Origin of the sequence: Nocardia colli, from assembly GCF_008704205.1 — a bacterium.
Lineage (GTDB): Bacteria > Actinomycetota > Actinomycetes > Mycobacteriales > Mycobacteriaceae > Nocardia > Nocardia colli.
In genome coordinates this window covers 983,621-998,729 of sequence record NZ_VXLC01000001.1, presented here as the reverse complement: position 1 = coordinate 998,729, position 15,109 = coordinate 983,621, and the positions used below count along the sequence as shown (strand labels likewise).

Below are 15,109 nucleotides of genomic sequence, written 5' to 3'. Positions count from 1 at the left end.
CTCTGGCCATGCGGTAACACCAATGAAGCTCGGCGCGGTGGGATCTGGTCGGTTCCCACCGTTGAAGCCGGGGTGTGATGCCGCGCCGTGCCGACTGCTGTTCCGGTTGCCGTGAAACGATCTGTTTGGCGGCGTCGGCAGAAGTAGAGTCCGATAGTTGTGTCTCGCGCGTCCAGGAGAGTTCCGCAGGGTTGGGTGCAGTACACGGTGTCCCGGCGCTACCGGGTTACGACGCCGCGCTGTCGTTCCAAGTGACCGCGGCCGCGGTTCCCCGGGTAGGTGAACTCCTCGAGTTCGATGGGCCCGGCAACGGGCTCGCACTCACTGTGAACACGGTGGAGCACTATTTCTCGATCAGCGAGGACACTCCCCATCCGCACTCCAGCATCGTGGTCAGCATCGAGATCGCCTCTCCGATCTCGGTACACATCGCACAGACGCTGTTCGAGGACAGCGCGGAGATGCGGCGATGGATCGACCAGTTCCCCACGATGGAACCGGCCCCGCCGCCTCGACCGGGTATCCCGTGCGCCGAATGCGGCGGCGGCGCTTCTGTCTCGTGCAGCAGAAAGCCTTGTGGCGCACGGCATCCCGTACCTACTGTCGAATACATGCAGGAACATCGATGTCCGGGCGAGCTTCCCCGCTTACGCAGCGCGCTGGGCCGTTCACGCTCGGCAGGTCAATGGAATGAATTGATGGACAACCGATATGCGGTGAAAGCAGGCTGACATGTAGTCGAATCCGCGCAAATCCTAGCATCGCCCCTTGCCATAGAGCTGCAGCGCTCGAGCCACATCGTGCCGTTTGGCCCGCAATGGGCCTAGAGGGCAAAGCGCAACGGCACCAACGGACGGCACATAGTGCGCGCCCATCCCGGCCTCACCAGCCGTGGGATACACCGTCGCGTACATACTCCACGCGACAACGGCAAGATTGCCGTCCACCCGGACGACCTCCGCGCGGTCGACCCGATCCCACGGCATCCAGGCACAGTTCCTCGGAAAGAAAGCCTGGATGCCGGCTGCGCCGATCTCCAGTCGGACCGGCCGCATCGCCATGCGCCAGAACCCCCCGACCAGGCACAGCGCCACTATGCCTAGAACACCGGAGACCACTCGCCAAAGGCCGGGCCCCCCAATCACACCCAACGCTGCGACGACGCTGGCCAGAAGCAGGATCGCGACGAGGACCCAGTAAATCCCTTGGCGCCCTTCGAATGTCACATACAGTCCCGAGGGATTTGCCCGTAGAGACTGTTGCGGATCCCAGGACGGCAGCGCGGGACCGGCCCCTTCCAAGGCTTCCTCGATGTGCACCACGGTTTTAGAGACAGGTCGACCAGTAACATTGACTGCTCTGCTGCGAACAACTGACATCGGCGTGTAGGGCCTCCCCGTGAACGCCGCCGCATCGCGCAACTCTGACAACAGTGTCTGAGGACTGATCTCCCCGCCGAGCATGGCTTCGATGTGTTCACTGTCGAGCAAAATCAGTTCGAGCCGATCGCCGTGCACCAGGTCACTGAGCGCCTCACCGGTGTAGCCAGCCATCGAGACGAAGACACCGTAGGTACCGCTGAGTCGCTGCCTCACCCGCTTGTGCAGCTTGGCTAGTTGTCCGGTGTCGGCTTTGGATTTCGACCACTTGGCTTCGAGGATGTAGCGCGTATCGCCGATCGCGAAAACGACATCGATCTCGCCAACGGACCGCTGATTCTCTCTGGCATCGATTCCGTAGTCCCGAAGCAGGTCTGCGAGCCAACCGTTGAACCGCCGCCCGCGGTCTTGCGGCGTCTGGCCAGCAAGTTGCTGCATGGCCTTGTAAACCGCCTGTAGGCTCTCTAGCGAGCTGGCCGCCGACATGCGGCCGATGCTACCTATTCATCCCGGTGCCCGCAGTCGACCAGTGGTTGCTGGTCTACGTCGATTCGCGAGTGAACGTAGGGTAGCCGGCCGTCCAACCTCCGCGCTTTCGCGCGCTCTACTCGCGCCCGCCGCGTATAAATCCAATTCCGTCACCGATGCACCAACCCAGGACCTCTGGATCCATACGGTCCGGACCGTCCAGCAATCCGGCGCTCAATTCCTCGGCCGGAATCGGCAGTACTCGCGGCGTACGCGCTCGTTCGACCAGTCTCGGGGACCTTTCGATCTCGCTTTCGTCGTACTCCTCCAATGGTCGCAGTCCTGAAAACCCTTTCCCGACAAACGCATCCACGACTCGCGGCCAGTCCGGCATGCCGAACCAGTTCCCTTGCACACTGCCGAAGCAGGACTTCACCGCGATGAACCATTCCATGTCGTGGTCGTCGCACTCGGTCAGCTCGGCGTAGTACATCACCGCGCTTGCTGCGTCTCTCGCCCACTCTTCGTAGTACTCGCCTAGCAGGTCCGCGACGGTCCTTGAGCCTGCCGCGATCCGATCCGGACGGATTACCTCGCGAGACAGTCGATGCCATGCGGCATATGTCCGATCAGCTGCCCCCAGAAAATCACACATCATACGGAAGATGGCAACGTTCGCGGCGAACATCTCGCCATCGCTGATGCGACCGAGCCCGCTGCTCGCGTGCGCATCCTCGACAATCGTGTTTCGCCATACTCCGAGCACCATCGAATATGCCGCGACCGCCAGTTGATCGGCACCGATGCGGCGGGCATGCCGCTCGGCGTAGTACTCCCGCCCCTGATCCAATGTCCAGGTCGCCATATCGAGCTGACTGTTCACCGGGCGGTAGATGTTTCCGTACTCGGCGGTCCGTTCAATCGTGACGAAACCTTTCGACTCGAGTCTCGCCAGCTTGGCACGGACGGCTTTGACATATTGGGAATCAATGTCGTACTTATCGATTTCCCACGAACGTGGGTGTGTCATCTTCGCGATCAGTCTCGCTTGGATGCCACGCGGAAACAGATCGACCGTATCCACGATTCTTCGATAATCGGGTTTCAGTGCCTCGTACACAGCGATCTCCGATTCGCTTCTCATACCGCCCCCTTCCTGATGAACATGAATGTGTCTGCATCCGAGGTTCGCCGCGACGACGCCCATGCCCGAGCTGGGCGGATGACCATTCGCCGCAGGCGCTGCGGCGAAAGCACCGTTGTCGACCATCCGGAGTAAGTATTGTCACGGTTTGCCCATGAGCACGTAGCCGTTTGAACGCATCGGTGTCTCGCGACCAGGTGTACGGACCACCCGCTCGACAGTGCCTTCTAGGTGCGGGCGGTCATCTCCATAGCCTCCGCTCTACGCACCGTGAATGTCGGTGCCCGATGGCACTATTCGGTCATGACAACAGGGCGGGCGCGGCAGGGCACCATCTGGTGTGCCGAGGACTATCAGCTACTCATCGACGCACTCCGCCAGGATCTGCCCGATGAAGAGGTCGCCGAACACACCGAACGCACTCTCTCAGCAGTGCGCAAGCGCGCGAGCGTCATCCTTGACGACGCTTACCAGCCGACCGAAGCACTGCGCGCACTGCGGCGCATAGTCTCCGATCCTGACTACGACTGGGAGACAACGGTCCGCGGCGCGCACGCACGCATGAATCTCCCGTACTGGGACGCTTGCGCCGACGAACGGCTGATCCTGGGATGGGCCGCCGAACATCCACCGGCTATGGCCGACCTCATCCGCGAACTCGACGCCACCGAGGACGCCATCGCCCGGCGCTGCCTGTGGCTCGAACTCACCGACAACCGCGCCGAGGTCGTCAACCGCTTCGGCGCCGCACCCGGAGGCGCACTCGCCGCGCACGCACGCCTGGCCCGCGACAAAACCTCCGTCGAACTCGGCGTGCTGGTCGTGACCGCGGCAACCGGCAGGGTTGTGCACCTCTCCCTACACCCCACCCCAGAAGCAGCCGTCACCCACGGCCGCGGACTAGCCGCCGCCCAACTGGATGACGAGCCCGCCACCTGGACAATCGGCAACCGCATCGTCGGTGAAGGCCCAGCACGGACCACCATGACCGGGGTTTGGGGCGACTGGCCCGCCGCAGCCAACACGACACCCTCACCAGCGGCGCAGACCACACCTGCCTGGCGACGACTTCTCCGGCGGCACTGACCCCCTCCGCGAGACGGCGGGGCGCGCTCATCACCGCACTACCAGCCGGTTAGCGAGGGCGCCTCACCGTCGCCTGTCGCGGTCGATGAATCGCCGGTATTGCGCCCGGTTTCGGCCTCGATCCCGATCAGGCCGTCGACGTAGCTGTGCAGATAGTCACGCAACAGGACGAAGTGAATGCCTGCGGCCTCGGCGGCGAGCATGGCCTCGAGGATCGCCTCGGCCTATACCGCGCCAGGGTTGACCAGCAGGATTGCGAACCACGCCGCGCGCGGCAGGTTCTCGAAAGTTCGTGAGGTCTCGACGGTCCGGCCGGCGCGCGGAATGCGATAGCGCACTTTCCATGTGGTGATGCCCGCGGCGCTGGTGTGCGGGGTGGGTGTCGGTCCCTGTGGGAGCGGGGCGATTCGGGTGCGGCGTAGTGCCATGGTCGCGTCCTAGCGGTTCGCGACGCCGAATCCCCTCAGATCCGTTGTGTACCGGAGTGTGTACGCAAACAGGGCCGAGATCGTTGATCTCAGCCCTGACCTGCGCTTATGTGGTGGGCGAAGGGGGACTTGAACCCCCACGTCCCGAAGGACACTGGCACCTGAAGCCAGCGCGTCTGCCATTCCGCCACTCGCCCGAGCGACTCGGAGACAGTATCACGCACCCTGCGTCAGGACGAAATCGCGTGTGGGGGGCCGTGACGCGGGGGCTGGACAAGCGCGGGAACCTGCTGATCTTTCCAAGAGTTACAGGTGTGGACGATCGTGGATATCATGCAATGAACGTGCTCGATACGCGACACGCCATACACGTGTGTCGTTGTTACGAATCAGCAGAAGAGACGCTCACCGAAGGGAGGCCGAGATGGGCATCGTTTCACGGTTCGAGCGTCGTCTGCAGGGCGCCGTCGGTGATGTGTTCGCCAGGGTGTTCGGCGGCAACGTCGTGCCCCAGGAGGTGGAGGCGGCGCTGCAGCGCGAGGCTGCCGATCATGTCCAAGAGCTCGACGGCGGACATCTGTTGGCGCCCAACAGTTATGTGATCACTATCAATTCTTCCGATCATCAGCAGTTGGACGCCGATCACGACCTCACCACCCGCGCGTTCGCCAAACACCTGCAGGATTACATCCGCGAGCAAGGCTGGCAGACCTACGGCGAAGTACACGTGGCGTTCGAGGCATCCCCTACGCTGCACACCGGACAGTTCAGGGCTAGCGGCCGGGTCGACCCGGACGTCGGTCGCGGAGCTACAGCAGCTCGGGGCCCTGAACCCACGCCACAACGACCTGCAAACCCGCAACCAGGAGCTGGCCCCATGACGCAGAACTCAGGCTATGACCCGAGCCGTGAGCCCGCGGAGTCCGATCCACGCAACCGCGGGTACGCCCCACCGCCTGCCGGTCGCGGTGGTGCACAGAACGGCGCGTACCGCGAGGACTATGCGCGTGGCGCGGCACCCGAGGGCCAGCAGGGTTACGGCGATTACCAGAACGGCTACGACTACCAGCAGGGTGGCCAGGCGTACGGCCAGCCGGGCTATCAGGAGCCGGGCTACGGCCAGCAGCAGGGCTATGCCGATCGTGGCTACGGCCAGCAGGGCTACCAGGAGCCCGCGTACGGCCAGCCCGGTTACCAGGAGCCCGCGTACGGCCAGCCGGGCTACCAAGAGCCTGCCGCGTACGGTCAGCCGGGCTATCAGGAGCCGGGTTACGGCCAGCAGCAGGGCTACGGCCAGCAAGGTTATGGCGATCAGGCCTACGCGGATCCGGCCTACGGCCAGCAAGGCCAGGGCTACGCCCAGCCGGGCTACGGCCAGCAGGGCTACCAGGAGCCCGGTTACGGCGATCAGACCTACTCCGAGCCGGGCGCCTACGGCCAGGACGACCAGGGCGGTTACGGCCAGGCCTACTCGCAGCAGCCCGGTTACGGCGCGCAGCCCGGCTACGGCGCCGCGCCCGCGTATCCGGCTGCCCCGCAGGCGGGATCGGGCTACTCGGCGACTCTTCAGCTCGACGATGGCAGCGGCCGCACGTACCAGTTGCGCGAGGGCAGCAACATCATCGGCCGCGGCCAGGACGCGCACTTCCGGCTGCCCGATACCGGCGTCTCGCGCAGGCACATCGAGGTCCGCTGGGACGGGCAGACCGCGATGCTCTCGGATCTGGGTTCCACCAACGGCACGCTGGTCAACGGTTCTCCCGTGCAAGACTGGCAGCTCGCCGACGGGGATGTGATCCGCGCCGGGCACTCCGAGATCCTGATCCGTATCGTCTGATCCCGTAAGCTCGCGATGCAGGTCACGACTTGGCCATCCAGGATTCGTCGGTCGTATCGTGATCGAATTCGACCTACGGCCCTATGATGCTGCCAACACACGCACGTCTCCGGTACCGGGGTCGGCAAGACCAGCATGCTGGTGGGGGTGGTCGAACCGCACCTACGGCACCGACATACACGGTCGAACAGGAGGTGGAACGCCGTGCAGGGACTGATCCTGCAACTGACCCGTGCGGGGTTCCTGCTGCTGTTGTGGTTGTTCGTGTGGGCGGTGCTGCGCACCTTGCGCAGCGACATCTACGCGGCATCCGGCATACGGATACAGCCCAGGGCCGCACGCGGTTCCGCGGTGCTGCCCTCCTTCAGCCGGGGCCAGAAGGGCGCCAAATTTCTTGTGGTGACTCAAGGTTCACTCGCCGGCACCCGCATCTCGCTAGGCACCCAACCGGTGCTGATCGGGCGTGCGGACGACTCCACGCTGGTGCTCACCGATGATTACGCCTCGACCAGACATGCGCGACTGTCCCCGCGTGGCGATGATTGGTACGTCGAAGACCTCGGCTCGACGAACGGCACCTACCTCGATCGCGCGAAAGTCACCACTGCCGTACGGGTTCCGCTCGGCACTCCTGTCCGTGTCGGCAAAACAGTGATCGAGCTGCGATCGTGACACTCGTTCTCCGCTACGCAGCGCGTAGCGACCGCGGACTCGTCCGGGGCAACAACGAAGATTCCGTGTACGCCGGAGCGCGCTTGCTCGCGCTCGCCGACGGCATGGGTGGCCATGCCGCGGGCGAGGTGGCGTCGCAGTTGATGATCGCCGCCCTGGCCCACCTCGACGACGACGAGCCGGGCGACGATCTGCTCGGCAAGCTCGATTCGGCGACCAGGGAGGGCAATGCCGCCATCGCCGATCAGGTCGAGGAGGAGCCCGAACTCGACGGGATGGGCACCACGCTCACCGCGATCCTGTTCGCCGGCAAGAAGCTCGGCCTGGTGCACATCGGCGACTCCCGCGCGTACATGCTGCGCGGCGGCGAGCTGGCCCAGATCACCCGCGACGACACGTTCGTCCAGTCGCTGGTGGACGAGGGCCGGATCACCCCGGAGCAGGCGCACACGCACCCGCAGCGCTCGCTGATCATGCGCGCGCTCACCGGCAACGAGATCGAGCCGACGCTGATCATGCGCGAGGCGCGCGCCGGGGACCGCTATCTGCTGTGCTCGGACGGCCTCTCGGATGTGGTGAGCGATGAGACCATCGCGAACACCATGCGCGAGGGCAGCACCGACGAATGCGCGGACCGGCTCATCGAGCTGGCGCTGCGCAGCGGCGGACCGGACAACGTCACGGTCGTCGTCGCCGATGTGATCGATCTCGATTACGGCCAGAGTCATCCGATCGTGGCCGGCGCCGCGTCCGGGGTGGACGAGGACACGCCGCCGCCGAACACCGCGGCCGGACGCGCGGCAGCCATGCGGCCGCCGCGGGCCGCGCCGCGCCGGGCCGCCGCGACACCCGAGCCGGAGCCGAAGGGCAAGGCGCGCAAGCTGCGCTGGATCGTCCTGGCGTTCGCGCTGGTGGTCGCGGTCGGCGTCGGATTGCTGGTCGGCTACAAGATGATTCGCAGCAACTACTACGTCGGCGCCGACAACGGCTCGGTGGTGATCCTGCGCGGCCTACCCGGTTCGGTGCTCGGTTACTCGATCCACGACGTGAATCAGGTCGGCTGCGTCACCAAGACCGGGGAGCTGTCCCTGGTCGATCCCGGCGCCGATCTGCCGTCCTCGTGCAAGCAGCTGAAGGTCACCGACCTGAAGCAGACCGGTCGCGAACAGGTCGGCAAGGGCTTGCCGCCGGGTTCGCTGGATCGGGCCAAGGAACAGATGCGGTCCATCTCGCAGGGCGAGCTGCTCCCGGCCTGCCCGGCGAAGACCTCGGTGCCGCAGCCCGGTGTGCTGCCGACGCCGGAGTCCTCGCCGCCGGCCGCCCCGCCCGCGCCGACACCCGGCGCGCCGAGCACCGCCGCCGCCCCGACCGCCGATCCCGCACCGCCCGCGGTGCCCGGCAACGGTGAGGCGAAGGGCCCCGAGATCAAGACGCCGACCCCGGTTCCGTCGGCGTCCGCGTCGCCGAACCCCCAGATCGCGGGGGAGAACTGCCGGGTGACGGACTGATGTCCGCGCCGGCACCGCCGTCCGCTGGGGCTTTTCCCAGTCCTCCCGGCGGCTTCGCTCCCGCGCCGCCGCCGAGCACGAGACGCAACATCGAACTGTTGCTGCTCGCGGGCGCGACGGTGATCACGACGGTCTCGCTGTTCCTGGTCGAGGCCAGTCAGGAGCAATCGGTCACCTGGGACATCGCCAAGTACGGCCTGGCTTTTCTGGGTTTGTTCGGGGTAGCCCATCTCGCGGTGCGCCGGTTCGCGCCGTTCGCCGATCCGCTGTTGCTGCCGATCGTCGCGCTGCTCAACGGACTCGGTTTGGTGCTGATCCACCGCCTCGACCTGGCCGATCAGCAGGAGGCGGCCTACAACTCGTGGTCGATGCCCTCCCCCGACGCCAATCAGCAGATCCTGTGGACCGCGCTCGGCATGGTGGTGTTCGTCGTGCTGCTGATCGTGCTGCGCGACTACCGCACGCTGGCCCGCTACGGCTACACGCTCGGCCTGGTCGGGCTGATCGCGCTGGCCCTGCCCGCGGTGCTGCCCGCCCGGTTCTCCGAGATCAACGGCTCGAAGAACTGGATCAAGATCACCGGATTCAGCATCCAGCCGGCCGAATTCGCGAAGATCCTGCTGATCATCTTCTTCGCCTCGGTGCTGGTGGCCAAGCGCGACCTGTTCACCGCCGCCGGGCGGCACCTGCTCGGCATGGAGTTCCCGCGCGGACGCGACCTCGGCCCGATCGTGGTGGTCTGGATCGTCTGCGTCGGCGTGCTCGTCTTCGAAAAAGACCTGGGCACTTCGCTGCTGATCTTCAGCACGGTGCTGGTGATGCTCTACATCGCCACCGAGCGGGTCGGCTGGTTGATCATCGGCGGCGCGCTGCTCACCCTCGGCTTCTTCTTCGCCTACCAGACGTTCAGCCACGTCAAGGTGCGCACCCAGACCTGGCTGCACCCGTTCGACGACTACAACAACACCGGCTATCAGATCTCCCAGTCGCTGTTCGGGCTGGCCACCGGCGGTCTGGCCGGCACCGGCCTGGGCAGCGGACGCCCCAATCAGGTGCCCTTCGCCAAGACCGACTTCATCATCACCACCATCGGCGAGGAGCTCGGCCTGATCGGGCTCACCGCGGTGCTCGTCCTGTTCCTGGTGCTCATCGTGCGCGGCCTGCGCACCGCGCTCGCCGTGCGGGACAGCTTCGGCAAGCTGCTCGCGGCGGGCCTGGCGTTCACCGTCGCGATCCAGCTGTTCGTCGTGGTCGGCGGTGTCACCAAGCTGATTCCGCTGACCGGTCTGACCACACCGTTCATGTCCTACGGCGGCTCCTCGCTGCTGGCCAACTACGCGCTGCTGGCGTTGCTCATCAAGGTCTCGGACGCGGCGCGCGCACCGGCGCCGGCCCGCAAGGCCGTGCCTGCGGCCCCGATCGCGGAGATGACCACCGAACTGTTGCGCAAGCCCGATGCGGGCCGACCGGAAGCGGGGCCAGCGACGTGAACACTCCCCTACGCCGGGTCGCCATGGCGGTGATGCTGATGATCGTCGCGCTGCTGCTCAACGCCACCTATGTGCAGGTGATCAAGGCCGACGACTATCGCGCCGATCCGCGCAACTCCCGGGTGCTGCTCGACGAGTACTCCCGCCAGCGCGGGCAGATCTCCGCGGGCGGCACCGTGCTCGCCAACTCGGTCGCCACCGAGGACCGCTACAAGTACCTGCGCACCTACCCGAGCTCCCCCGAGGCGTACGCGCCGGTCACCGGCTTCTACTCGATGCAGTACCGCACCACCGGGCTGGAGCGGGCCGAGGATTCGGTGCTCAACGGCTCCGACAGCCACCTGTTCGGACAGCGGCTGGTCGACATGGTCTCCGGCCGGGATCCGCGCGGCGGCAACGTGCTCACCACCCTGGACCCGGCCATGCAGCAGGTCGCCTACGACCAGCTGACCAGCAAGAACTTCACCGGATCGGTGGTGGCGATCGAGCCGAGCACCGGCCGGATCCTGACCATGGTGTCCACCCCGAGCTACGACCCGAACCAGCTGTCCAGCCACGACGGCGCGCGCGGCACCCAGTCCTGGGAGCAGCTGAGCGCGGACGAGCGCCAGCCGATGCTGAATCGGGCTGTCTCGCAGACCTATCCGCCCGGCTCCACGTTCAAGGTGGTGACCACCGCGGCCGCGCTGGCCAACAACATCGCGACACCGGAGGATCAATTCACCGCGGCGCCGAACATCACCCTGCCGGGCACCAGCACCACGCTGGAGAACTACGGCGGCTCCACCTGTGGCTCGGGCCAGACCGCCTCGCTGTACGACGCGTTCCGGTTCTCCTGCAACACCGCGTTCGCCGAGCTCGGCGTCAAGGTCGGTGCGGCGAAGCTCAAGGACCAGGCCGCGGCCTTCGGCATCGGCGAGAACCGGGGCATCCCGATTCCGGTGGCGGAGAGCACGGTCGGCACCATCGCCGACAATGCCGCGCTGGCGCAGAGCAGCATCGGTCAGCGCGACGTGGCGCTGACCCCGCTGGACAACGCGGTGATCGCGGCTACCGTGGCCAACGGCGGCGTCCGGATGGAGCCGCACCTGGTCGACCAGCTGCAAGGGCCCGACCTCAGTGAATTGTCCAAGACCAAGCCGGTCTCGCTCGGCCAGGCGTTCAACGCCCAGGTAGCGTCACAGCTGACGAATCTGATGATCGCGTCGGAGACCAACACCACCGGTGGCCAGTCCTCCGCCCGCTATCAGATCGCGTCCAAGACCGGCACCGCCGAACACGGCAGCGATCCCCGCAATACCCCACCGCACGCCTGGTACATCGCCTTCGCACCCGCGCAGAACCCGAAGATCGCCATCGCGGTCATCGTGGAGAACGGCGGGGATCGGGCGCTCGGCGCGACCGGCGGCAAGGTGGCCGCGCCGATCGCGCGTGCGGTCTTGGACGCCGGTCTGCGGGGGAGCTGAACGATATGGATGTGCGAGTGAAGGTACGGGGATGCTGAACAACGGTGCGATGATCGCCGACCGCTACCGCCTGCAACGCCTGATCGCGACCGGCGGCATGGGCCAGGTCTGGGAGGCGCTGGACACCCGGCTGGACCGCCGGGTGGCCGTCAAGGTGCTCAAATCCGAGTTCTCCGCCGACCCCACGTTCCGGCACCGGTTCCGCACCGAGGCCAGGACCACCGCCCAGCTGAACCACCCTGGGATCGCCGGGATCTACGACTACGGCGAGACCACCGACCCGCAGGGCAGCGAAACCGCCTACCTGGTCATGGAACTGGTGCAGGGCGAGCCGCTGAACACGGTGCTGAACCGGCTCGGCCGGCTCTCCGTCGGTCAGGGCCTGGACATGCTGGAGCAGACCGGCCGGGCACTCGACGTCGCGCACCGCGCGGGCGTGGTGCACCGCGACGTGAAGCCGGGCAACATCCTGGTGACGCCGACCGGTCAGGTGAAGATCACCGACTTCGGCATCGCCAAGGCCGTGGACGCCTCCCCGGTGACCAAGACCGGCATGGTGATGGGCACCGCCCAGTACATCGCGCCGGAGCAGGCGGTCGGCGAGGACGCCACCGCGGCCAGCGACGTGTACTCGCTCGGCGTGGTCGGTTACGAGGCGCTGGCCGGCACCCGTCCGTTCAGCGGCGACGGCGCGATCACCGTCGCGATGAAGCACGTGCGCGAGACGCCGCCGCCGATGCCGGGCGATCTGCCCGCCAATGTGCGCGAGCTGATCGAGATCACCATGAGCAAGGACCCGAAGAGCCGCTATTCGCGCGGCGGCGAATTCGCCGACGCGGTGGCCGCGGTCCGCGCGGGCCGCAGGCCGCCGACCCCGACCGGAGCCAATCCGTCGCTGTCGATGACCGGCGCCACCCGGGTGCTGCCGCCCGGGCCGACCGTCGCGATTCCGTCCACGCCAACCGATTTCGACGGTGCGACGGTGCACTACTCCGCGCCCGCCGGTGCGGCCCTCGGCAACGCGGGCTACGGCAACGGCACCGGTGCGCCCGCGACGATGCTCAACACGGGCACCGGCGGTAATCAGGTCGCACCGGGTAACGGTCAGCGCTTCACCACCACGCAGAAGTGGATGGCCGCGCTCGGCGGCGGCGCGGTGCTGTTGCTCGCGGTCGTGCTGTACCTGATGTTCGGCGGCGACACGAACCCCGATTCGAAGGTGCCGCCGGCCACCACGTCCACCACGGCGCCCAAACCGCCACCGCCGCCGGTGACCAGCACGACGACGCCGAAACCCGTTCCGCCGCCGCCGGTTACCACCACCGAGGCGCCGACCACCACCACCGAACCACCGACGACGACGCCCGAGCCGACGACGACCACCCCGCCGCCGAGCACGACCACGCCGCCGAAGACCACGAAGCCGTCGACGACGACTCCGGCCACCACCCTGCCCCGAATTCCCACGATCGACATACCATTTCCGGGGAACAACAACGGCCGGAGCCCCGCGGCCACCCCGAGCGCGCCCAATAACTCTTCGCAAGGACAACAATGACGACCCCGAAGAATCTCTCCTCCCGCTATGAGCTGGGCGAGATCATCGGGTTCGGCGGCATGTCCGAGGTGCACAAGGCCCGGGACCTGCGGCTCAGCCGGGACGTGGCGATCAAGGTGCTGCGCGCCGACCTGGCCCGCGACCCCACCTTCTACCTGCGGTTCAAGCGGGAGGCGCAGAACGCCGCCGCGCTGAATCATCCGGCCATCGTCGCGGTGTACGACACCGGCGAGGCCAAGGTCGACGACGGCCCGCTGCCGTACATCGTGATGGAGTACGTCGAGGGCGACACGCTGCGCGATATCGTGCGCGGCCAGGGTCCGCTGCCGCCGCGCCGGGCCATGGAGGTCGTCGCGGACGTCTGTGCCGCACTGGATTTCAGCCACAAGGCCGGCATCGTGCACCGCGACATGAAGCCGGCCAACATCATGATCAACCGGGCCGGCGCGGTGAAGGTGATGGACTTCGGCATCGCGCGCGCGATCGCCGACAGCGCCAACCCGATGACCCAGACCGCCGCGGTGATCGGTACCGCGCAATACCTTTCGCCCGAACAGGCGCGCGGCGAGACCGTCGACGCCCGCTCCGACGTGTACTCGGTCGGCTGTGTGCTGTTCGAAATCCTCACCGGGGAGCCGCCTTTCACCGGTGACTCGCCGGTCGCGGTGGCCTACCAGCATGTCCGGGAGGACCCGCGGCTGCCGTCGCACGTGCATCCCGGCGTGCCGCGCGAGCTCGACTCGGTGATCCTCAAGGCGATGAGCAAGAACCCGGCCAACCGCTATCAGAGCGCGGCCGAGATGCGCGCCGACCTGATCCGGGTGCTCGGCGGGCAGAAGCCGATCGCCCCGATGGTGATGACCGACGAGGATCGCACCACCGTCTTCGGCTCGGACGAGCCGGCGCCGCGCAGCTACCGCACGGTCGAGCGCAACGACGACACCGCCGAGCAGGGACCACCGGAGCAGGGCGGCCCGCGCCGCACGCTCTACATCGGGATCGCCGCGGCCGCCGGTGTCGCGGTGCTGCTCGCGCTGTTCTGGGTGCTGGTCGGCCCCGGCAGCAAGCCGGATCAGATTGCGGTGCCGGACCTTTCGGGCAAGACCTCGCAGCAGGCGACCGACGTGTTGCAGCAGGCGGGCTTCAAGGTCGCCATCCAGCAGAAGCCGGACAGCAAGGTCGCGACCGGCAATGTCATCGCCACCGCGCCGCTCGGCGGATCCCGGCAGGACAAGGGCAGCACCGTCACCGTGCAGGTCTCCACCGGCCCGGCCCAGGTGCAGGTGCCCAAGCTCGACGGGATGAGCCAGGCCGAGGCCGAGGTGGCGCTGCGCAACGGCAACCTGAAGATGGACCCGCAGGTCCAGAAGAAGCCGTCCAGCGCGCAGGACGTCGACAAGGTCATCGGGCAGGATCCGTCCGCCGGTTCCCGGGTCGACGTCGACAAGGCCATCGTCATCACCATCGGCGGCGGCCCGGAATCGGTCCGGGTGCCGAACGTGGTCGGCCAGGACATCGACGTCGCCAAGCCGAACCTGGTGGACAGCGCCGGATTCAAGATCACCATCCAGGAAGTGCCGTCCTCCCGGCCCAAGGGCGAGGTGCTCTCGACCAGCCCGGCAGGCGGCGCGAGCGCGGAGAAGGGCTCAACGGTCACCGTTCAGGTGTCCAGCGATCAGATCAAGATGCCTTCGCTGGTCGGGCTGACCGTCGCGCAGGCGGTGGACAAGCTGCGGGCGGAGGGCTGGACCGGCACGCAGAGCCAGATCAGCCAGTCGCCGCAGGGGACGTTCGACACGAGCAGCGTCGGCCGGATTCTGAGTCAGCAGCCGTCCGCGAGTGGGTCGATCCCGAAGAACGGAACAGTGGTTGTCGGCGTAGGCGTCCTCGGACCACCCTGACCGGTCCCCCGCGTAGTCAGACCGAAGCCAGGTGCCACAACAGTGAATGTCGTGGCACCTGGCTTTTTATCGGGATCAGTTAGCTCAAAGCACCGACCGGTCGGTGTTATCAGCGGCAGAATCGGTCTTGCTCCATCCGGATCAGCAGTGCTGACTAGCGAGGAGGAAGCCC

Annotated in this window: 13 protein-coding genes and 1 tRNA gene; 9 read left to right on the top strand and 5 right to left on the bottom strand. The window is 66.7% G+C overall.

Features of this window, described 5'->3' with window-relative positions; translation table 11 throughout:
* Window positions 1-335 precede the first annotated feature (335 nt).
* On the top strand, window positions 336-731 hold the full coding sequence (locus F3087_RS04785) for a hypothetical protein (protein ID WP_150400493.1): 396 nt from the start codon (window positions 336-338) through the stop codon (window positions 729-731).
* 24 nt (window positions 732-755) lie between these two features.
* Here the strand turns inward: F3087_RS04785 and F3087_RS04780 are convergent, their stop codons facing one another.
* Together F3087_RS04780 and F3087_RS04775 are read right to left on the bottom strand one after the other, a co-directional pair.
* Entirely contained in the window at window positions 756-1,865 is a 1,110-nt protein-coding gene (locus F3087_RS04780) for a restriction endonuclease (RefSeq protein ID WP_150400492.1), read from the bottom strand.
* 118 nt (window positions 1,866-1,983) lie between these two features.
* Window positions 1,984-3,117, bottom strand: coding sequence for a hypothetical protein (locus F3087_RS04775; protein ID WP_150400491.1), 1,134 nt, complete (start codon window positions 3,115-3,117; stop codon window positions 1,984-1,986).
* 177 nt (window positions 3,118-3,294) lie between these two features.
* Between F3087_RS04775 and F3087_RS04765 the strand changes: the two genes are divergently transcribed.
* Window positions 3,295-4,077, top strand: a complete 783-nt coding sequence (locus tag F3087_RS04765; protein ID WP_150400490.1) for a hypothetical protein — start codon at window positions 3,295-3,297, stop codon at window positions 4,075-4,077.
* A gap of 38 nt (window positions 4,078-4,115) precedes the next feature.
* On the opposite strand, the gene F3087_RS45820 is transcribed toward F3087_RS04765, so the two are convergent.
* The 3 genes from F3087_RS45820 to F3087_RS04755 all read right to left on the bottom strand — a co-directional run bounded on the left by F3087_RS45820 (window position 4,116) and on the right by F3087_RS04755 (window position 4,702).
* Window positions 4,116-4,280, bottom strand: coding sequence for a hypothetical protein (locus F3087_RS45820; RefSeq protein WP_191093766.1), 165 nt, complete (start codon window positions 4,278-4,280; stop codon window positions 4,116-4,118).
* A gap of 21 nt (window positions 4,281-4,301) precedes the next feature.
* Window positions 4,302-4,505: a hypothetical protein gene (locus F3087_RS04760; RefSeq protein WP_150400489.1), complete on the bottom strand. Its 204-nt coding sequence runs from the start codon at window positions 4,503-4,505 to the stop codon at window positions 4,302-4,304.
* Between the two features lie 111 nt (window positions 4,506-4,616).
* Window positions 4,617-4,702 (bottom strand) — tRNA-Leu (locus F3087_RS04755).
* A gap of 227 nt (window positions 4,703-4,929) precedes the next feature.
* On the opposite strand from F3087_RS04755, the gene F3087_RS04750 reads away from it, so the two are divergent.
* The 7 genes from F3087_RS04750 to pknB all read left to right on the top strand — a co-directional run bounded on the left by F3087_RS04750 (window position 4,930) and on the right by pknB (window position 14,937).
* Entirely contained in the window at window positions 4,930-6,342 is a 1,413-nt protein-coding gene (locus F3087_RS04750) for a DUF3662 and FHA domain-containing protein (RefSeq protein WP_150400488.1), read from the top strand.
* Window positions 6,343-6,546: 204 nt separating this feature from the next.
* On the top strand, window positions 6,547-7,014 hold the full coding sequence (locus F3087_RS04745) for an FHA domain-containing protein FhaB/FipA (RefSeq protein WP_014980860.1): 468 nt from the start codon (window positions 6,547-6,549) through the stop codon (window positions 7,012-7,014).
* Window positions 7,011-8,522: a PP2C family protein-serine/threonine phosphatase gene (locus F3087_RS04740; protein WP_150400487.1), complete on the top strand. Its 1,512-nt coding sequence runs from the start codon at window positions 7,011-7,013 to the stop codon at window positions 8,520-8,522. Before F3087_RS04745 ends, F3087_RS04740 begins: the two co-directional genes overlap by 4 nt.
* Window positions 8,522-10,012, top strand: coding sequence for an FtsW/RodA/SpoVE family cell cycle protein (locus tag F3087_RS04735; protein ID WP_150400486.1), 1,491 nt, complete (start codon window positions 8,522-8,524; stop codon window positions 10,010-10,012). The genes F3087_RS04740 and F3087_RS04735 overlap by 1 nt, the downstream gene beginning before the upstream one ends.
* Window positions 10,009-11,478, top strand: coding sequence for a peptidoglycan D,D-transpeptidase FtsI family protein (locus F3087_RS04730; RefSeq protein ID WP_150400485.1), 1,470 nt, complete (start codon window positions 10,009-10,011; stop codon window positions 11,476-11,478). Before F3087_RS04735 ends, F3087_RS04730 begins: the two co-directional genes overlap by 4 nt.
* A 31-nt stretch (window positions 11,479-11,509) precedes the next feature.
* Entirely contained in the window at window positions 11,510-13,036 is a 1,527-nt protein-coding gene (locus tag F3087_RS04725) for a serine/threonine-protein kinase (RefSeq protein ID WP_150400484.1), read from the top strand.
* Entirely contained in the window at window positions 13,033-14,937 is a 1,905-nt protein-coding gene (gene pknB / locus F3087_RS04720; RefSeq protein WP_150400483.1) for a Stk1 family PASTA domain-containing Ser/Thr kinase, read from the top strand. Before F3087_RS04725 ends, pknB begins: the two co-directional genes overlap by 4 nt.
* The last annotated feature ends 172 nt before the right edge of the window (window positions 14,938-15,109 follow it).